At 69.0% G+C, this 19470-nt stretch carries 18 protein-coding genes; 10 read left to right on the top strand and 8 right to left on the bottom strand.

Translation table 11 applies throughout. The features are described from left to right. Window positions 1-216: 216 nt before the first annotated feature. Window positions 217-753: a hemerythrin domain-containing protein gene (locus ACR2JA_RS12595; protein WP_434009426.1), complete on the top strand. Its 537-nt coding sequence runs from the start codon at window positions 217-219 to the stop codon at window positions 751-753. 123 nt (window positions 754-876) lie between these two features. Continuing rightward, entirely contained in the window at window positions 877-2280 is a 1404-nt protein-coding gene (gene gorA, locus ACR2JA_RS12590; RefSeq protein ID WP_434009425.1) for a glutathione-disulfide reductase, read from the top strand. Here the strand turns inward: gorA and ACR2JA_RS12585 are convergent. Further along, window positions 2270-3559, bottom strand: a complete 1290-nt coding sequence (locus ACR2JA_RS12585; protein ID WP_434009424.1) for a DUF4010 domain-containing protein — start codon at window positions 3557-3559, stop codon at window positions 2270-2272. The two genes, gorA and ACR2JA_RS12585, sit on opposite strands and share 11 nt — an antisense overlap. A 95-nt stretch (window positions 3560-3654) precedes the next feature. Here ACR2JA_RS12585 and ACR2JA_RS12580 point away from each other — a divergent pair, with 95 nt between their 5' ends. From ACR2JA_RS12580 to ACR2JA_RS12560, 5 genes are all read left to right on the top strand, one after another. Next, entirely contained in the window at window positions 3655-5151 is a 1497-nt protein-coding gene (locus ACR2JA_RS12580; protein WP_434009423.1) for an AMP nucleosidase, read from the top strand. Between the two features lie 83 nt (window positions 5152-5234). Continuing rightward, window positions 5235-6668 (top strand): efflux transporter outer membrane subunit, encoded by a 1434-nt coding sequence (locus tag ACR2JA_RS12575; protein WP_434009422.1) that lies wholly within the window; start codon window positions 5235-5237, stop codon window positions 6666-6668. A 22-nt stretch (window positions 6669-6690) separates the two neighbouring features. After that, window positions 6691-7989, top strand: coding sequence for an efflux RND transporter periplasmic adaptor subunit (locus ACR2JA_RS12570; RefSeq protein WP_434009421.1), 1299 nt, complete (start codon window positions 6691-6693; stop codon window positions 7987-7989). Further along, window positions 7986-8876, top strand: coding sequence for an ABC transporter ATP-binding protein (locus ACR2JA_RS12565; RefSeq protein WP_434009420.1), 891 nt, complete (start codon window positions 7986-7988; stop codon window positions 8874-8876). The genes ACR2JA_RS12570 and ACR2JA_RS12565 overlap by 4 nt, the downstream gene beginning before the upstream one ends. Then, window positions 8866-10074, top strand: coding sequence for an ABC transporter permease (locus ACR2JA_RS12560; RefSeq protein WP_434009419.1), 1209 nt, complete (start codon window positions 8866-8868; stop codon window positions 10072-10074). Before ACR2JA_RS12565 ends, ACR2JA_RS12560 begins: the two co-directional genes overlap by 11 nt. A gap of 138 nt (window positions 10075-10212) precedes the next feature. Here ACR2JA_RS12560 and purT read toward each other — a convergent pair whose 3' ends face one another. The 3 genes from purT to ACR2JA_RS12545 all read right to left on the bottom strand — a co-directional run bounded on the left by purT (window position 10213) and on the right by ACR2JA_RS12545 (window position 13349). After that, window positions 10213-11415 carry a formate-dependent phosphoribosylglycinamide formyltransferase gene (gene purT / locus ACR2JA_RS12555; RefSeq protein WP_434009418.1) on the bottom strand — a complete coding sequence of 401 codons (1203 nt, stop codon included), beginning with the start codon at window positions 11413-11415 and terminating at the stop codon, window positions 10213-10215. A 28-nt stretch (window positions 11416-11443) separates the two neighbouring features. Beyond that, window positions 11444-12301, bottom strand: a complete 858-nt coding sequence (gene asd / locus ACR2JA_RS12550) for an archaetidylserine decarboxylase (RefSeq protein WP_434009417.1) — start codon at window positions 12299-12301, stop codon at window positions 11444-11446. 67 nt (window positions 12302-12368) lie between these two features. Beyond that, a complete protein-coding gene (locus ACR2JA_RS12545) occupies window positions 12369-13349 on the bottom strand; it encodes a hypothetical protein (RefSeq protein ID WP_434009416.1) in 981 nt (326 codons plus the stop codon). A gap of 3 nt (window positions 13350-13352) precedes the next feature. Between ACR2JA_RS12545 and ACR2JA_RS12540 the strand changes: the two genes are divergently transcribed. Both ACR2JA_RS12540 and ACR2JA_RS12535 read left to right on the top strand, forming a co-directional pair. Beyond that, complete coding sequence (locus tag ACR2JA_RS12540) at window positions 13353-14297, top strand: ATP-binding cassette domain-containing protein (RefSeq protein ID WP_434009415.1); 945 nt, start codon at window positions 13353-13355, stop codon at window positions 14295-14297. A 160-nt stretch (window positions 14298-14457) separates the two neighbouring features. Continuing rightward, window positions 14458-15231: an ABC transporter permease gene (locus ACR2JA_RS12535; protein ID WP_434009414.1), complete on the top strand. Its 774-nt coding sequence runs from the start codon at window positions 14458-14460 to the stop codon at window positions 15229-15231. Here the strand turns inward: ACR2JA_RS12535 and ACR2JA_RS12530 are convergent, their stop codons facing one another. The 3 genes from ACR2JA_RS12530 to ACR2JA_RS12520 all read right to left on the bottom strand — a co-directional run bounded on the left by ACR2JA_RS12530 (window position 15232) and on the right by ACR2JA_RS12520 (window position 18002). Further along, window positions 15232-15501, bottom strand: coding sequence for a hypothetical protein (locus ACR2JA_RS12530; protein WP_434009413.1), 270 nt, complete (start codon window positions 15499-15501; stop codon window positions 15232-15234). It abuts the gene before it with no gap. 214 nt (window positions 15502-15715) lie between these two features. Continuing rightward, on the bottom strand, window positions 15716-16843 hold the full coding sequence (locus tag ACR2JA_RS12525; protein ID WP_434009412.1) for a YbdK family carboxylate-amine ligase: 1128 nt from the start codon (window positions 16841-16843) through the stop codon (window positions 15716-15718). A 4-nt stretch (window positions 16844-16847) separates the two neighbouring features. After that, entirely contained in the window at window positions 16848-18002 is a 1155-nt protein-coding gene (locus tag ACR2JA_RS12520) for a cation:proton antiporter (protein ID WP_434009411.1), read from the bottom strand. A gap of 176 nt (window positions 18003-18178) precedes the next feature. Here ACR2JA_RS12520 and ACR2JA_RS12515 point away from each other — a divergent pair, with 176 nt between their 5' ends. Then, window positions 18179-18778, top strand: coding sequence for a hypothetical protein (locus ACR2JA_RS12515; RefSeq protein ID WP_434009410.1), 600 nt, complete (start codon window positions 18179-18181; stop codon window positions 18776-18778). Between the two features lie 28 nt (window positions 18779-18806). Here ACR2JA_RS12515 and ACR2JA_RS12510 read toward each other — a convergent pair. After that, window positions 18807-19470: class I SAM-dependent methyltransferase (locus ACR2JA_RS12510; protein ID WP_434009409.1), on the bottom strand; the 664-nt coding region annotated here is incomplete at its 5' end.

Below are 19470 nucleotides of genomic sequence, written 5' to 3'. Positions count from 1 at the left end.
CCCCCGCGCCGCTTCGCGTCAACCCCCAGGGGGCGATGCGAGTGGCCCGGCAGAGCCGGTTCCACCGCATCCTTGCACCAGACCCGTGCGCCGGATGCCTGGCTGGGTTTGGCAGTTCATCGGAAGCCCGCTTCGGCGGGCTTTCTGTTTGAGGAAGATCAATTTGCGGCGGCGCAGCATCTCCAGAATGGCCCCATCGTCATTGAGGAGTTCACCATGAGCGCAGCCCCTGTATCGATCGCCGTTTTCGAGTTTCTGGACAGCACCCACCAGGACATCCAGCAACAGTTGCAGCTGTTGCACACGCTGGTGGATGCGATCGAGAACGAGGGCCTGAACGACGCCACCCGCGGCACCGCCCGGCGCGTGCTCGACTATTTCAACGGGGAAGCGCGACAGCACCACCTGGACGAAGAAAAGCACATCTTCCCGTCCCTGCTGGCCAGCCAGAACGCCGAGGTGGTGCAGGCCACCGAACACCTGATCCAGGACCACGGCTGGCTGGAGGAGAACTGGATCCAGATCGCCCCGTCGCTGGAAGCGGCCACCGGTGGCAACCTGTGGTTCGACACCGCCGAACTGCGCCATGCGCTGGAGGTGTTCGAAGCGCTGTACCTCGACCATATCCTGCTCGAAGAGTCCATCGCCTACCCCGAGGCCAGGAAGCGTCTGCAGGGCCTGGACACCCTGGGCATGGGCCGCGAAATGGCCAAGCGCCGCGTGATGCGGGCCGACGAGGTGCGCGGCGCCTGAGCCGGCAGCCCAGCGCGTCGCGCGGGGCTGGGTCCGCGTGTGCCCAACCCCATGCCAGCGGGCTTGAAGACCCGCGCTTAAGATGCCCGACTCGGTCCCGCGGAGGGACCCCAAGGGGTATCCATGAGCACTCACGACTTTGATCTTTTTGTCATCGGCGGTGGCAGCGGCGGCGTGCGCGCCGCGCGCATGGCCGCGGGCCGCGGCGCCCGCGTCGCGCTGGCCGAGGCCCTGGGCACCGACGGCCTGGGCGGCACCTGCGTCAATGTGGGCTGCATCCCCAAGAAGCTCTACAGCTACGCGGCGCACTACGCCGAAGCCTTCGAGGAATCGCACGGCTATGGATGGGAGGGCGACAGGCCGTCGCTCAACTGGGCCACCCTCAAGGCCAACCGCGCCAAGGAAATCAGCCGCCTCAACGGTGTCTACGGCAACCTGCTGCGCGGGTCGGGCGTCACGGTCCTCAACGGCTTCGCGCGCCTGGACGGACCCAACGCCGTGACCGTGGCCACGCTCAACGCCGACGGCTCGCCCGGTCACCAGTCCTTCACGGCCGCGAACATCCTGATCGCCACCGGCGGCACGCCCTTTGTGCCGCACTTCGTGGGGCGCGAGCACGTCATCACGTCCAACGAGGTGTTCGACCTCGACCCCTTCCCGCAGCGCCTGCTGGTGGTCGGCGGCGGCTACATCGCCTGCGAATTTGCGTCCATCTTCAACGGGCTGGGATCGCGGGTCACGCAGCTCTACCGTGGCGAACAGGTGCTGCGTGGCTTCGACGACGAGATCCGCCACTTCGTGGCCGGTGAAATGCAGAAAGCCGGTGTGGACCTGCGCCTGAACGCGGGCGTGGTGGACATCCGCAAGACCGCTGACGGCCTGCGCACAGAACTGGAAGACGGCAATGTGGTGATGGCCGACGCGGTGCTCTACGCCACCGGCCGCCAGCCGAACGTGCAAGGCCTGGGACTGGACACCGTGGGCGTGGCCCAGGGCGCGCAGGGCGAGGTGCTGGTGGACGACCACTACCGCACCAACGTGCCCAGCATCTGGGCCGTGGGCGACGTGACCAACCGCGTGCAGCTCACACCCGTGGCGCTGGGCGAGGCCATGGTGGTGGTGGACCAGCTGTTCGGCCCCGCGCCCGGCAAGGCGCCGCGCAGCATGGGCTACGAGTTCATCCCCACCGCCGTGTTCACGCACCCGAGCATCGGCACCGTGGGCTACAGCGAGGCGCAGGCGCGCGAGCGCTTCGGCGCGGTCACCGTCTTCCGCAGCGAGTTCAAGGCGCTCAAACACACGCTCTCGGGCAGCAGCGAACGCACGCTGATGAAGCTGATCGTGGACACCGCCAGCGACCGTGTGGTGGGCCTGCACATGGTCGGCGCCGAAGCGGGCGAGATCGTGCAGGGCTTTGCGGTGGCGATGAAAGCCGGTGCCACCAAGGCGGTGTTCGACAGCACGATCGGCATCCACCCGACCGCGGCAGAAGAGTTCGTGACGATGCGCGAACCGGTCAAAAGCTGAACCACAGCACCCCGGCCGCTACCAGCACGGTATGCAGCCACAGGCCCGGCGCCAGCCAGCGCAGGTAGGCGGCGCCGCCGGTCAGGCCGGCCGTCAGGCTTTTGCTCGCCGCGTGCACCAGCAGGGCCAGGGCCACGGCCCACACACCGGCCGGGCCAGACGCGGGCACAGTGGCGGAGAACACCGCCGCCAGGGCCGCGTGCAGGTCGGCCAGCGCCGCCACCAGCGCGCCTGCGACCAGACCGGCATCGCCCAGCCAGCGTTGCAGCGCGTGCACCGCCAGCTGGATGCCGCTGAGCAACATGGCCACCGCCGCCGCCCCACGCAGGCTGAACATGCGGTCGTCGCCGCGCGCCGACAGGCCTTCGATGCGAGGGGACGACACGGCGGGTCCGTCGCCATCGGCTGGCGCGCCGCGCACCAGCCACCAGCCCCAGGCCGCCACCAGCGCCCCGCCCAGCAGGGCCGGCATCCAGGCCCGCGCCAGCCAGGCCGGCTGCATGGCCGCGGCCACCAGCAGCAGCTGCAGCTGGGTGGACACGCAGGACAGCAGCCCGCCGCCGGCCATCAGCCGCGGGCTCGCGCCCTGCTCCCGCACCGCCAGGCCCAGCGTGGCGATGGTGGCGGTGCTGGACACGAAGCCCGAGGCCAGCGCCGACACCGCCACCGCGTGGCGCGCCGCCAGCAGCCGCGCCGCCAGGTGCGCCAGCGACTGCACGCCCAGCAACAGCACCAGCAGTTGCACCACCTTGTGCGGGTTCAGCGGCGTGCCCCACAGCGCCTGATCGGGCACAAGGGGCAAGGCCATCAGCGCCAGCGCGGCCAGCACGATGCCATCGCGCACCTCGCCGGGCCGCAGCCACTGCAAGGCCCAGCGGTGCAGGCGGTCGCGCCCGGCCAGCAACGCCGTCAAGCCCACCGCCAGGCCCGCCGCGAGCGGCAGGCTCCAGACGCACAGCACGCCGATCAGGTAGGTCAGCAGCAGCGCGATCTCGGTCGTCACGCCGGGGTCGTCGGACCGGTCGCGCCAGTAGGCCAGCAGCGTGAGGCCGGCCACCAGCGCCGCACCGGTGACCACCAACCCGGTGATCTGCGTCAGCGCGGCCGCAGCGCCCACCACGCTGGCCACGGCGAAGGTGCGCAGGCCGGCGAACGAACGCCCTGGGCCGCTGCCCTTGCGCCGCTCGCGTTCGATGCCCACCAGCAGCCCGCAGCCCAGGGCCACGGCCAGCGCGGCCGCGGCGTCGGGGGTGGGGATCAGGGCGTCGGGCATGGGCATGCGGATGGGCGGGCAACGGGGCCACCCCACTGTAGCGCCGCGCCGGGCCGCGCACTGTCACAACGCGCCATGGGTTGCGCCGCCACAATAGCCGCATGCACAAAAGCCCCACCTTCATCGCCCCCCAGCTGTTCGACGACCCGGCCGCCGCGCTGGCCCAGGTGCAGCACATCTACGACAGCAGCGTCGCGTTCCTGCGCGAGGCCATGCACCACTTCGTGGATGGCCACGACACCGGCGGTGCCCGCATCCGCGCCTGCTACCCCTTTGTGCGCTTGCACTCGCGCAGCGTCTCGCGGCAGGAAGCCGGCTTGCAGAACCGGCTGAGCTACGGCTTCGTCGCCGGCCCGGGCCGCTTCGAGACCACGCTCACCCGTCCCGACCTGTACGCCGACTATTACCTCGAACAGTTCCGCCTGCTGCTGGCCAACCACGACGGCAAGCTGGAGGTGGGCACCAGCACGCAGCCGATCCCGATCCACTTCTCGTTCGCCGAACACGAGCACGTGGAGGGCGAGATGGGCGTCGAGCGCCGCGCCCTGATGCGCGACGTGTTCGACCTGCCGGACCTGACCGTGATGGACGACGGCATCGCCAACGGCACGCACGAACCCAAGCCGGGCGAGCCGCATCCGCTGTCGCTGTTCACCGGCCCGCGGGTGGACTATTCGCTGCAGCGCCTGCGCCACTACAGCGGCACCTCGCCCGACTGGTTCCAGAACTTCGTGCTGTTCACCAACTACCAGTTCTACATCGACGAGTTCATCCAGCTGGGCCATGCCGAGATGGCCGACCCGGCCAGCGACTACATCGCCTTCGTCGAACCGGGCAACGTGGTGACGCGCCGCGCCGGACTGAGCGCCGAGGCGATCGATGCGCTGGGCAAGGCCCCGCCGCGCCTGCCGCAGATGCCGGCCTACCACCTGCTGCGCGCCGACCGCACCGGCATCACCATGGTCAACATCGGTGTCGGACCGTCGAACGCCAAGACCATCACCGACCACATCGCCGTGCTGCGCCCGCACGCCTGGCTGATGCTGGGCCACTGCGCCGGCCTGCGCAACGGCCAGCAACTGGGCGACTACGTGCTGGCCCACGCCTATGTGCGCGAGGACCACGTGCTCGACGAGGAACTGCCGCTGTGGGTGCCCATCCCGGCGCTGGCCGAGATTCAAGTGGCGCTGGAGCAGGCCGTGGCCGACGTCACCGGCGTGCCGCCGCAGGAGCTCAAGCGCATCATGCGCACCGGCACCGTGGCCAGCACCGACAACCGCAACTGGGAACTGCTGCCGGACAACACGCCGCAGCGCCGCTTCTCGCAGTCGCGCGCCGTAGCGCTGGACATGGAAAGCGCCACCATCGCCGCCAACGGTTTCCGCTTTCGCGTGCCCTACGGCACCCTGCTGTGCGTGAGCGACAAGCCGCTGCACGGCGAGATCAAGCTGCCCGGCATGGCCAACCACTTCTACCGCGAGCGGGTCGACCAGCATTTGCGCATCGGCCTGCGCACGGTGGAACTGTTGCGCGCAGGCGGGGTCGACCAGTTGCACAGCCGCAAGCTGCGCAGCTTTGCCGAGGTGGCCTTCCAGTAAGGGAGTGAGGGCCGCCCGGCTTTACCCCCGCTTCACATTTCCGCAGCAGCCGCGCCAAACGCGGCGCTCACAATGGCCTGACCATGAGAACAAGAACCCCCATGCTCGTGCCGTTCGGCGGGCGGACCACCGCCCTGGTGTTGGCACTGGCCCTGGGCGGCTGCGCCAGCCTGCGCAGCGACCCGGCCGCCAATGCCCCCGCGCCGCTGGCCACCCCCGCCCAGTGGTCCGCGGCCACCGCCAGCGCCCAGCCCATCGCGCTGGCCCAGTGGTGGCAGCGCTTCAACGATCCCACGCTCACCGGCCTGGTGACGCAGGCGCTGCAGGCCAACACCAGCGTGAAAAGCGCGCAGGCCGCGCTGCGCCAGGCGCGCGCGCAGCGCGACGCGCAGGCCGCCGCCAACGGCCCGTCCATTGGCGCCTCGGCCTCGGCACAGCGCAGCCAGAACGGCAACGCCGACGGCAACAACCGCTTCCAGGCGGGCTTTGATGCCAGCTGGGAACCGGACATCTTCGGCGGCAACCGCGCCACGCTGGACGCCAGCGAGGCCAGTGCCCGCGCCGCCGCGGCCAGCCTGGGCGACGTGCAGGTGTCGCTGGCGGCCGAAGTGGCCGCGGCTTACATCGAGCTGCGCGGCTTGCAGACCCGCCTGCAGATCGCCCAGCGCAACCTCGCGGCCCAGCAGGACACCCTGCAGATCACCCGCTGGCGCGTGCAGGCCGGCCTGGCCTCGTCGCTGGACCTGGAACAGGCGGTGGTGTCGACCGAGCAGACCCGCGCGCAAATACCCGCGCTGCAGACCGGCATCGGCCAGTCGCTCAACGCGCTGGCGATGCTCACCGGCCAGGCGCCGGGTGCGCTGCAGGGCACGCTGGGCAGCGCAGCGGCCATCCCCGCGCCGCCGGCCGATCTGGCGCTGGCCTTCCCGGCCGACACGCTGCGCCAGCGGCCGGACCTGCGGGCCGCCGAAGAACAGCTGAACGCGGCCCGCGCCCGCCTCTCGGCCGCCGAGGCGGCGCGTTACCCCAGCTTCCGGCTCAGCGGTTCGCTGGGCCTCTCGGCCCTGACGCTGGGCACGCTGACCGACGGCGCTTCGGTGCTGCGCTCGCTGCTGGCCAGCGTGTCGGCCCCGCTGTTCGACGGCGGCGCGCTGCGCGCCCAGGCGCAGGCCCAGCAGGCCGCGGTGGACCAGTCACTGGCCGGCCTGCAGGGCACGGCGCTGACCGCTTTGAAAGAGGTGGAAGACGCCCTGCTGGCCCTGCGCGGCGACCGCGAACGCCTGGCGCGCCAGCAGGCCGCCGCCGAGGCCGCGGCCAACGCCGAGCTGCTGGCCCGACAGCGTTACCAGAGCGGCCTGATCGACTTCCGCACCGTGCTGGACACGCAGCGCAGCCTGCTGGGTGCCCAGGACAGCGTGGCCAGCACCCAGGCCACGCTGAGCGCCGACCACGTGCGCCTGTACAAGGCGCTGGGCGGCGGCTGGACGCCCGACGCCGACACCGCCGCACCCCGCTGAACACCGAACCCGCACCAACCCCATGAGCCCCAAAAAAGACACCCCCGCCGACCTGCAAGCCCTGCTGGGCAGCGACCACCCCAGCCCCTGGTGGCGGCGCTCCTCGCTGTGGATCGGTGTCGCCGCCGCCGTGCTGGTGGCCGGCGGCTGGACCTACTGGCAGGCGCAGCAGAGCACCAAGGCAGCGCCGGTCTACGTGACCGAGCCGCTGAAGAAGGGCGACATCACCCTGACCGTGGCGGCCAACGGCACGCTGCAGCCCACCCGCTCGGTCAACATCGGCAGCGAACTCTCGGGCACGGTCAAGCGCGTGACGGTGGACGTGAACGACCGCATCCAGGCCGGCCAGGTGCTGGTGGAGCTGGACACCGCCAAGCTGGTGGACCAGGTCACGCAATCGCGCGCGGCGCTGGCGTCGGCCCAGGCGCAGCTGGCGCAGGCCGGCGCCACGGTGAAGGAAGTGCGCGCCACGCTGGCGCGGTTTGAAGAGGTGTCACGGCTGTCGGGCGGCAAGGTGCCGTCGGCCACCGAACTGGACAGCGCCCGTGCCGCGGTGGACCGCGCCGTGGCCAGCGAAGCCGCTGCCCAGGCCAGCGTGAGCGAGGCGCGCGCCGGCCTGGCCACCACCGAAACCAACCTGTCCAAGGCCTCGATCCGCTCGCCCATCAACGGCGTGGTGCTCAGCCGATCGGTGGACCCGGGCAACGCGGTGGCCGCCTCGCTGCAGGCCGTGACGCTGTTTTCGGTGGCCGAAGACCTGACCCAGCTCAAGCTGGACGTGGCGGTGGACGAGGCCGACGTGGGCAACGTCAAGGTGGGCCAGAAGGCCACCTTCACCGTCAGCGCCTTCCCGGCGCGCCGCTACCCGGCCACCATCCAGCGCGTGGCCTTCGGCTCCACCAAGACCGACAACGTGGTCACCTACACCACCACGCTGAACGTGGACAACAGCGACCTGAGCCTGCGCCCGGGCATGACGGCGGCCGCCACCATCGTGGCCAGGGAGGCGAAGGACGTGCTGGTGGTGCCCAACACGGCGCTGCGGTTCGCGCCGTCCACCGGCAACGGCACGGCCACCGCATCGGGCGGCAGCATCCTGTCCAAGATGATGCCGCGCCCGCCGAGCAACGCCCGCCCCAAGACCGCCGGCACCGACCGCCGCGCCGGCGGTCCACGCCAGATCTGGGTGCTGGACAACGGACAGCCGGTGGCGGTGCAGGTCACCACCGGCATCAGCGACGGCCGCACCACCGAAGTGAACGGCGAAGGCCTGAAGGAAGGCATGGCGGTCATCACCGAACAACGGGTGGCTACGCCATGAGCCCCCACGCTCCACCGCAAAGCGGGTCGCTGCCCCAGGACAGGGAGGGGCCCCAGTCCTGGCCGGGTCCGGGGGCTGATCCGGCTTGGGGCGGCCCGGCGCCGGATCGCCCGATCAGCGACCAACCGCCCCTGATCCGCCTGCGCGGCATCACCAAGACCTACGGCGAAGGCAACACCGCGTTCCAGGCCCTCAAGGGCGTGGACCTGGACATCGCACAGGGCGAGTTCGTGGCCATCATGGGGCCCAGCGGTTCGGGTAAGTCCACCGCCATGAACACGCTGGGCTGCCTGGACGTGCCGACCACCGGCGTGTACGAATTCCAGGGCGTGCAGGTGCAGTCGCTCAGCCGCGACGAGCGCGCCCGCCTGCGCCGGCGTTACCTGGGCTTCGTGTTCCAGGGCTTCAACCTGCTGGCGCGCACTTCGGCACAGGAAAACGTGGAACTGCCCCTGATCTACCGCGGCGAGCCTGCCACGAAGCGCCACGCCGCCGCGGCGCGGGCGCTGGAACAGGTCGGCCTCAAGGGCTGGGAACACCACACGCCGGGCGAGTTGTCGGGCGGGCAGCAGCAGCGCGTGGCCATCGCGCGCGCCATCGTCACCGAGCCGCGCGTGCTGCTGGCCGACGAACCCACCGGCAACCTGGACACGCACCGCAGCCAGGAGATCATGGAACTGCTGTGGCGCCTGAACGCCGAGCAGGGCATCACGGTGCTGATGGTCACGCACGAACCCGACATGGCGGCCTACGCCAAACGCATCGTGCGTTTTGTGGACGGCGTGATCGCCAGCGACGAACCCAACCCGCACCCGGTCGCGCTCAAGGCGGACGGTGCCCACGCCACCCACAGCGATTTCAGCGGGGAGGTCGGCCATGTGGCTTAACACCCTGCTGCTCGCGCTGCGCTCGATCCGCCGCAACCTGCTGCGCTCCTTCCTCACCGTGCTGGGCATCGTCATCGGCGTCAGCGCGGTGATCACCATGGTCACGGTGGGCAACGGCGCCACGCTGGCCATCCAGAACCAGATCGCCGGCCTGGGCACCAACCTGCTGCAGGTGCGGCCCGGCCAGCGCCTGGGTCCGGGCGGCAGCGGCGCCAGTGCGCCGGCCTTCAAGGAAAGCGACGGCGAGGCCATCGCTGCGCAGATCGGCGGCATCGCCGCCGTGGCGCCCGAAGCGCGCAGCGGCGCGGTGCTGGTGGCCAACGGCCGCAACTGGAGCAGCAGCGTCATCGGCAGCACCAACGACTGGCTGCTCACCGGCAACTGGAAGCTGGCCGACGGCCGCGAGTTCAGCAGCGACGAACTGCGCGCCGGCGGCGCGGTGTGCCTGATCGGCAGCACGGTGCAGCGCGAGCTGTTCGGCAGCACCAGCGCAGTGGGCGCGCAGCTGCGCGTGCGGGCCATGAGCTGCGAGGTCGTGGGGACCCTGCAGTCCAAGGGCCAGGGCGCCTTCGGCAACGACCAGGACGACATGGTGCTCATGCCCATCAAGACGCTGCAGCGCCGCATCACCGGCAACACGCGGGTGAACACCTTGCTGGTGTCGATGAGCGACGGCGTCGACGCCGCCCGCGTCACCGCCAGCCTGACCCAGCTGCTGCGCGAGCGCCGCAAACTGGCCGAGACCGACGAGGACAACTTCAACGTGCTCGACACCAAGCAGCTGGGCGAAACCTTGTCGGGCACCACCAAGATCATGACCACGCTGCTCGGCGCGGTGGCCGCGGTGAGCCTGCTGGTGGGCGGCATCGGCATCATGAACATCATGCTGGTGAGCGTGACCGAACGCACCCGCGAGATCGGCCTGCGCCTGGCCATTGGCGCGCTGGAGCGCGAGGTGCTGCTGCAATTCCTGATCGAAGCGGTGGTGCTGGCCGCGCTGGGCGGCCTGATCGGCATCGTGCTGGCCACCGGCGCGTCGCTGGGCCTGTCGGCGCTGATGGACGTGCCCTACCAGTTCAACGTGGGTGTGAACCTGCTGAGCTTCGTGTTCTCGGCCGGCATCGGCGTGCTGTTCGGTTACTTCCCGGCGCGGCGGGCAGCGCGGCTGAACCCGATTGATGCCCTACGCCACGAATGAGGAACACCCCCCTGCGCCGCTGACGCGGCTTCCCCCCGCTCTGGCGCGCCTTCAGCGCTGGGCAGGGGGACGGCACCTGTGGCCCGGCGGAGCCGGTTCCACGGTGCCCCTGGATGGGGGCACTTCGCTCGTTCTGCTTCAGCTCTTTCTTGGCTTGACCTTGCTCGCGGCCAGCTTGGCGTTGCTGCGCGCGGTGTCGGTGTCGCTGGCCCGCGCCAGCGCCACGCCCATGCGGCGCTTGGTGAAGCTCTCGGGCTTGCCGAACAGGCGCAGGTCGGTGCCGGGCACGCGCAGCGCTTCATCGACGCCGTCGAACACGATGCCCTGGGCCTCGACACCCCCGTAGATCACGGCGCTGGCGCCGGGGTTGCGCAGGCTGGTGTCCACCGGCAGGCCGAGGATGGCGCGGGCGTGCAGCTCGAACTCGCTCTGGTGCTGGGTGCACAGGGTCACCAGTCCGGTGTCGTGCGGGCGCGGGCTGACCTCGCTGAACCAGACCTGTTCGCCCTTGACGAACAGCTCCACACCAAACAGGCCCAGGCCGCCCAGGTTGTCGGTCACGGCCTTGGCAATGTCACGCGACTTCTGAATGGCCGCCGGCTGCATCGCCATGGGCTGCCAGCTTTCCACATAGTCGCCGCTGACCTGCACGTGGCCGATGGGTTCGCAGAAGTGGGTTTCCGTCTCGCCGCTGGCGCCCTGGGCACGCACGGTCAGCTGCGTGATCTCGTAGTCGAAATCGATGAAGCCTTCGACGATCACGCGGCCGTGGCTCACGCGGCCACCGGCCATGGCGTAGTCCCAGGCCTTGGCCACATCGGCCGGGCCGTCGATCTTGCTCTGGCCTTTGCCGGAAGAACTCATCACCGGCTTGACGATGCAGGGGTAGCCGATGCCCGCGTCGATGGCGGCCTGCAGCTCGGCCAGCGAGTCGCAGAACTGGTAGGGGCTGGTCGGCAGACCCAGGGTTTCGGCCGCCAGGCGGCGGATGCCCTCGCGGTCCATGGTCAGGCGGGCGGCGCGCGCGGTCGGGATCACCGTCACCGTGCCGGCGGCTTCCAGCTGCTCCAGCATGGGCGTGGCAATCGCCTCGATCTCGGGCACCACCAGGTGCGGCCGCTCGGACTCGATCAGCGCCTTCAGCTGCGCCGGGTCGCTCATGGTGATGGTGCGCGCATGGTGCGCCACCTGCTGACCCGGCGCGTTCTCGTAGCGGTCGACCGCGATGGTTTCTACGCCCAGGCGCTGCAAGGCGATCAGCACTTCCTTGCCGAGTTCGCCGCTGCCCAGCAGCATGACTTTGGTGGCGGACGGTGAGAGCGGGGTTCCGAGGGTGGTCATGCGGGGGTCTCCAGTGTCAGAAAAAAGATCAGCGGGCGTCGCCCATGGCCTCACCCATGCGCACCGGCCGTGCCGGCGCCCACTGCGAATTGAAGGCGATGGTGTCCTTGGGCCAGAGCAGCACCACGGTGGAGCCGAGCAGGAAGCGGCCCATTTCGTCGCCGCGGGCGAAGTCGATGTGCGGCTCGTCGTACGACCACGAGCGCAGCGTGCCCGGCCGCGGGGGGTTGACCACGCCATGCCAGGTGGTGGCCATGCTGCCGACGATGGTGGCGCCCACCAGCACCTGCACGAAGGGACGGACCTCGCCGTTGGGGCCGCAGGGCATGTCGAACACGCAGACCACCCGCTCGTTGCGCGCGAACAGGCCGGGCACGCCGGCCGCGGTTTCGGGGTTGACCGAGAACAGATCGCCCGGCACATGCACCATGCGGCGCAGGCGCGCGGCCGCGGGCATGTGAATGCGGTGGTAGTCCTTGGGGCTGAGGTAAATGGTGGCGAAGTCACCATCGGTGAACTGCGCGGCCAGCGCCGGATCGCCCCCCACCAGGGCCAGGGTGCTGTAACTGTGGCCCTTGGCCTGGAAGATCTGGTCACCCTGGATGCGGCCGAACTGGCTGATGGCGCCGTCCACCGGGCAAACAAACGCCGCGTCGGCCAGCGGCCGTGCGCCGGGCTTGAGCGCCCGTGTGAAGAACTGGTTGAACGTGGGGTACGCAGCCGGATCGGGGTTCGCCGCCTCGGCCATGTTGACGCCATAGCGCTGGATGAAGCGGCGGATGATGGCCTGGGTGACGCGCCCGCCCTCCCAGCCGGCGATACGCCCGGCCAGCCGTGTCATGGCCAGCTGGGGCATCAGGTGTTGCAGGGTGACGAAGAGGGACATGGGCGAGGGCGGGTGTTGAAGCCCCCGCATTATCCGCAGTCCCGGCGGACGGGACCGCGGTTTGCCGTCACCAACCAAACACGGTGCTGCCGTCCGGGACTTCATCGCCTTGCAGGTAGAGCACGGCGTTGTAGCCCGTGGAGGCGATACCGACATCGACGCGGTTGCCGCGCCCGTCGGCCAGGCGCAGAGCACCCGAAGAAGGGTAGGCGCTGGCCACCGACACACGCGAGAGGGTGGACAGGGTGTAGGTGCTGCCATCGATGGTGATCGGCCCGGTGACGCTCAGGGTGTCGTCGTCGTAAAAGGTCATCGCGTAGTCCAGCGTGCGGGTCGCGCTGCCGGCGGTCGCGGTCAGGCGGTTGAAGTCCAGGGTCAGCGAGCTGCTGGTGAGGGTCAATGCCACCGCACCGTTGAACCGCAGTTCGCTGTTGCCGAACGCGCTGAAGGTCAGGTCCATGGACCCACTGACCAGGTCACCCAAGCCGTCCAGCGTGACGTTGCGCAGCACCAACGTCATCTGTCCGTTGACGGGCGTCGTGCCGATCTCGGCCACGCAGTTGTTCGCAACGATGGTCAGGCTGTCGCCCGAGGACGGACGTTTGTTGCCATCGGCGTCGTTTTCGCTGACCGACAGGGAACCGCCACCCACGCACAATTCCGTGCTGCTCGACACCGCCTGTGCCGTCACCCGCTTGCTCGACGCGCCAAACCGTGCCTGGGTCAATGCCAACTGGGCCAGTCCGGGCGCGCTCACCGAAAACGCCACCGAGTCCGAAGTACTGGCCGCGGACGCCAGGCCGAGTGTGCTGTTGAAGCTGTCCGACCCGGCCACGCTGTCCACTGCTGCCGAACTGATGGCGGCGTAGTTGGCGGTCGACAACGCAACCGCGGCCACAGCGGTGCTGTCTCCGCCGCCGCCACCACAGCCGGCCAGCGCCATGACCCCACCCATCAGCCCACCGATCGAAACCTGTCGCATCATGAAAACCCCCTTGAAGACACACTCGCTGGCCAGCCGGACCACCCGGCTGTAGCCCATCGTCATGATATGTCCGGCATGTCCACTCCCCTCTTCCAGTGCCAGCACCTCATCAAACGCTACGGTGACCAGACCGTGGTGAACGACCTGTCGTTCGAGATCGCACCCGGCGAATGCCTGGGCGTGATCGGCCCCAACGGCGCGGGCAAGACCACCACCATCCGCATGTGCCTGGGGCAGACCGTGCCCGACAGCGGACAGGTCGGCGCGTTCGGGCTGCTCATGCCGCAGGACGCGCTGGCCATCAAGGCGCGGCTGGGCGTGGTGAGCCAGATGGACACGCTGGACCCGGACTTTTCCTGCGCCGAGAACCTGCTGGTCTATGGCCGCTATTTCGGCATGAAAGACGCCGCCATCCGCGCCCGCATTCCGCAGTTGCTGGACTTTGCGGCCCTGGCCCACAAGGCCGACGCGAAACCGGGCGAGCTCTCGGGCGGCATGAAGCGGCGGCTCTCGCTGGCCAGAGCACTGGTCAATGATCCGCAGTTGCTGCTGCTGGACGAGCCCACCACCGGGCTGGACCCGCAGGCCCGGCACCTGATGTGGGAGCGCCTGCAACTGCTGCTGCAACAGGGCAAGAGCATCTTGCTGACCACGCATTTCATGGACGAGGCCGAGCGCCTGTGCACCCGCCTGCTGGTGCTGGACCACGGCCGCAAGATCGCCGAGGGCCGGCCGCGCGAACTGATCGCCCAGCACCTGGAGCCCGACGTGGTGGAGGTGTACGGCACTGGCGCCCTGGCGCTGCACAACGCACCCGAACACGCGGCCCTGCGAGTGCTGGCCGGGCGGGTCGAGGTGAGCGGCGAGACAGTGTTTTTCTACACGCAGGACGCCCGGTCACTGCTGCAGGCATTGGCCCCCATGCACGATCTGCGCACGTTGCACCGGCCGGCGAACCTCGAAGACCTGTTCCTCAAGCTCACAGGCCGGCAGATTCGAGAGGATGGATGACATGAGCGGCACTCCTTCAGACGATTCCGCCGACGAGCTGAGGCAACAGGGTCAGGGCAGCCGCGGAACCGGCTTTGCCGGGCCGCAGGGTGCGCCCCCCTTCAGGGGGGTCGCGCGAAGCGCGGCGGGGGGTGGCCACTTTTCCGCCCCCCGCCTCTCGATGCGCTGGTGGCCCGTCTTCCAGCGCAACCTGCTGGTGTGGAAAAAACTCGCCCTGCCCAGCCTGGTGGGCAACATCGCCGAGCCGCTGATGTGGCTGGTCGCGTTCGGCTACGGCATGGGCGCGCTGGTGGGGCAGGTGAACCTGACCACGCCACAAGGCGACACGGCCGTGCCCTACATCCTGTTCCTGGCCAGCGGCAGCATCTGCATGAGCGCGATGAACGCGGCCAGCTTCGAAGCGCTGTACTCGGCGTTTTCGCGCATGCACGTGCAGAAGACCTGGGACGGCATCCTGAACGCGCCCGTGCGGCTGGACGACGTGGTGCTGGCCGAAATGCTGTGGGCGGCCTTCAAGGCCCTGTTCACGGTGATCGCCATCCTGGGCGTGATGCTCGCGCTGGGCATCAGCCATTCACCCAAGTTGCTGCTGGCCTTGCCGGTGCTGCTGTGTGCAGGCATCACGTTTTCGTGCATCGCCCTGGTGTTCAACGCCCTGGCCCAGGGCTACGACTTCTTCACCTACTACTTCACGCTGTTCCTGACACCCATGATGTTCCTCTCGGGTGTCTTCTTTCCCCGGGAACAGCTGCCGGGTGTGGTGCGGGCCATCTCTGAATGGCTGCCCCTGACCAACGCTGTGGCGCTGGTGCGCCCCCTGTTTCTGGACCAGTGGCCCGATCGGCCCCTGGTGCACCTGGCGGTGCTGGCGGTTTACGCGGTGGCCGCGTTCTGGGTGGCGCTGGCGCTCACCCGCCAACGCTTTGCGAAGTGATCAGTGAACGGCCGACTGCAGGGCCGGCTGGGCGGCGGCGTAGAACTCCACGCCCGAATCCATGAACTCGTCGGCGTCGATGGCGGCGTCGTAGTCGCGCAGGGCGATGCGGTCGATGGTGTGGGTCTTGGGGATCAGCGGCTTGTCCAGCGGACGGCAGATGCGCTGGCGCAGGCTGCTGAGGTTGCGGCTGCTTTCCATGGCGCTGATCACGGCTTCCGGATCGAGCATGAGGACGAAGGGGTTGAGGCGGCTGCTGGGGGTGTTCATGGCGGTGTCCTGAAGAAAAGAGGGAACAAAACAAATCGTTTGTCGATGTCACAAACTGTATTTGGGTTGTTTCAAACAGTTAAGTCGGCGCCTTGCCATTCGCACTGTAGGAATTTGCCCGACAAGCCCTCAGAAGCACCGGAAACACCCGCCAATTCCAAGCCGTGTCCGGGCCATGTGCCGGCCGCCGCCAGCCGCCCCACCCACACACGCCTCAGCCAGTGGACCCGCGCAAGGCCTGCACCGCCGCCGCCACCACGCCCTGCACGCTGCCGCTCTGGGCGTACCGCTGGCGCAGCCAGCTGGCGTGGTTGCCGTCGCGCGCGGCGGTGCGTTCGATTTCGCTCAGCGCGTCCTGTGCGCCCAGCGCATCCGCGTGCGGCGCGATGCGGCGCAATGTGGCCAGCACGTCTTCGCGGATGCTGATCTGCTCGCGCGTCTTGGGGTTGACCATGGTGCCGTCCAGCCCGAAGCGGCAGGCCTGGAAGCGGTTGTAGGTGTAGACGAGGTAGTCGTCCTCTTCGGGCGGCGGCTCGTTGCGTTCCAGCAGGTACGCGCACAGGCTCTGCAGGTAGCAGGCCAGGCCCGCGGCGCGCTCCACCGTCAGCGGCGTGTCGCACACCCGCAGTTCGATGGTGCCGTACTCGGGCTTGGGGCGGATGTCCCAGTAGAAGTCCTTCATGGACTTGACCACGCCGGTGCTCTCCATTTTGGTGAAGTACACGTTGGCGAATTCGTCCCAGCTGAGCGTGAAGGGCGCGCGGCCCGACAGCGGGAACGCGAACACCGAGTTCAGCCGCGCCGAATCGAACAGCGTGTCCACGCCCTGGAAGTACGGCGACGAGGCCGAGAGCGCGATGAAGTGCGGCACGTAGCGGTTGAGCGAGTGCAGCAGGAACAGCGCCTCATCGGGCGAGCTGCAGCCCACGTGCACGTGCTGGCCGAACACGGTGAACTGCTTGGCCAGGTAACCGTACAGGCCCGAGAGCTGCTCGAACCGCGGCTTGGCAAAAATGCGCTGCTCGAACCAGCGCTGGAAGGGGTGGGTGCCACCACCGGCCAGTTCGATGTTCAGGCGGTCGCCGGCAGCCACCAGCGTGTCGCGGATCTCGCGCAGCTGGGCCAGCAAGGGGCCGTGCGCGGTCTGGATGTCGGTCGCGATCTCGATCATGCTCTGCGTCATTTCGGGCGTGACCACGCCCGGGAAGGGCTTGCGCCGCAGCAGCTCCAGCAGGTCGTTGGCGCTGCTGGAGAGGTCCATGTCGTAGGTGTTGACCAGCTGCAGTTCCAGCTCGACGCCCAGGGTCAGCGCTTGTGAGGATTTGAAGGTTTCCAGTGGCATGCGCTCACTCCTGGGTCAGGTGCGTTTCGGCCGCGGCCTTGAGGGCGCGCTGTGTCACCAGTGGGCCCAGCAGTTCCTGTAGCAGCATCATGAAAGCCAGCGTGGCCAGCACCTGGCGCGCGGGCTCGAAGCCGTGCAGGCGGCTTTGCTCCAGCAGCAGGATGGCAAAGGCCGACATGGGCGTGAGCGCCAGGCCGGTGAGCAGGCCCTTGCGTTCGGTGCTGCCCGACAGGCGCGCCGCCGCCACGTTGCACGCCACTTTGCTGGCGGTGCGGGCAGCAATCAGGGCCAGCCCCAGCCACACACCAGTGTGCAGCTCGCTCCAGTCCAGCAGGGCCGCTATGTAAACGAACAGGAACAGCGTGAGCAGGTCGCCCGCGGTGCCGAAACCGCGCTGCGCGTTGGTCAGGTGCACGCGCCGTTCGCGTGCGACGATGCCGAACGCCAGCGCCGCCAGCAGTGGCGAGAGCTTGAGCCCGTAGGCCATGGTGGTCAGCAGCACCACGGCCAGCGCGAACACGAGGGTCACGTCGCGCTCTTCGATGCGTTGCGCCCGCAGCAGCGCCGGCACCGCCACGCCCAGCAGCGCCCCGACCGCCACCGAGGTGGCCAGCACGTGCACGCTGCCAAAAGCGGCCAGCACCAGGTCGCCGGAATTGGCCAGGTACCAGTAGCCGACGATCAGCTTGAGCGCGAGCACCGACAACAGGCAGTTGATGGCGCACAGGTGCAGCACGCGCTCGGTCACCTGGCCGGCGCTGCGCAACTCGTTGGCCACGCGCACGATGCCCGCGGGCGAGGCCGAGATGGACAGTGCCGCGATGATGAGCCGCGTGTCGGTGGGCAGCGCGAACCAGCCCGCCACCACGTAAACCACCCCGAAGGTGATCACCGATTCCACCAACCCCAGCACCAGCACCCAGGGGTTGTGGCGGAACCAGCGCAGGTGGATGCGGTAGCCCAACTCGAACAGGATGAGCGAGAGCGCCACGTTGGCCAGGAAGGGCAGGCCCGGCACCGCATCGGTCAGGCCTGGCAGGTCGAACAGGCTGGCCACCAGGCCCACGGCCACGTAGCTGCTCACGCGCGGGATGTTGGCGGCTTCGTGCAGGCGCTCGCCCAGGAACCAGGCCAGCAACAACACCAGGGGCCAGGCCATGGACTGCAGCAGAAAGGGTATGTCGGTCACCATCGTCTTCGGCCTCCCGGCGTTCTTCAAGGCCCCGGACCGTAACATCCTCACCCGCATCGGGCAACCCGTTCACGTGCACTGCGCGCGGGTTTGGCCGATACGTCTGCACACCGGGCCGACACCGTGATTGGTTACCATGCGCCATGCACACACGAACCCTCACCCCGCTCGCCCTGGCCCTGTGCCTGTTCACCGGCACCGCTCTGGCGCAGAGCGCGCCCGCCGCACCCGCGGCGTCGCCCGCCAAAAAGGAGCTGGTGGCCAAGCTGCTCAAGTTGCAGCAACCTGGCATCGAGGCGCTGGCGCGCAACCTGGCCGAACAGCCGGCGGCCCAGTTCCTGAACCAGGCCAGCATGGTGCTGCAGACGCGTGTGGCGCCCGACAAGCGCGAAGCCGTGGCCAAGGAGATCGGCAACGACGTCAAGGCCTACACCGCCGACGCGGTGCCGCTGGTGCGTGACCGCGCCATCAAGCTCGCGCCCTCCACAGCCGGCAAGCTGCTGGAAGACAAGCTCAGCGAAGACGAACTCAAGCAGGTCATCGGCATGCTCGAATCGCCGGTCTACGCCAAGTACATGCAGCTCAGCGGTGACCTGCAGAAGGCGCTGCTGGAAAAGCTGGTGGCCGAGACCCGCCCCACCATTGAGCCCAAACTCAAGGCGCTGGAGGCGAGCATCGGCAAACGCCTGAACGCGGCGGCCGGTGCGCCGGCTCCCGCTCCTGCTACCAAGCCAGCCCAGTAAGCCGCCGCAAACGGCCGGATCGACCGGTTCAGGCCGTGGCCGGCTCCTCCGGCAGCGCAAACCGAGCGGTCAGCGGCTGCAAGCCCAGTTCGTCCAGGATGGCCTGCAAGCGTTCGCGCGCCCGGGCCTGCTGCGCGGGCCGCGCCGGCTGCAGGCGCCGCGCCAGGATCAACTCGTTCTTCATCGAGTGTTCCCAGCCCACCAGTTCGGTCACCGTGACGTCGTAGCCGTGCGCTTCGAGCTGCAGGCAGCGCAGCACGTTGGTGATCTGGCTGCCGAACTCGCGCGTGTGCAGCGGGTGGCGCCAGAGTTCGGCCAGCGGTGTACGCGAGAGGTTCAGCGCCTTGCGCTCGCGCATCACGCCCGCCACCTCGGCCTGGCAGCACGGCACCAGCACCATGAAACGGGCCTGTTTGGCAAGGCCAAACGCGATGGCGTCGTCGGTGGCGGTGTCACAGGCGTGCAGCGCGGTCACCACGTCGATGCCGGGCGGCAGGTCCGGATGGCTCAGCGCCTGCTGCACCGTGGTCGCCAGAAAGCCCATGCGCTGGAAGCCCAGGCGCTGGGCCAGCGCACGCGACTTCTCCACCAGTTCGGCGCGCGACTCCACGCCGTACACGTGCCCGACCGCTTTGCTCTTGAAGAACAGGTCGTACAGGATGAAGCCGAGGTAGGACTTGCCAGCGCCGTGG

The sequence above is a fragment of the Hydrogenophaga sp. genome, assembly GCF_051007235.1.
GTDB lineage: Bacteria > Pseudomonadota > Gammaproteobacteria > Burkholderiales > Burkholderiaceae_C > Hydrogenophaga.
This window is presented reverse-complemented; position numbering and strand designations above follow the sequence as displayed.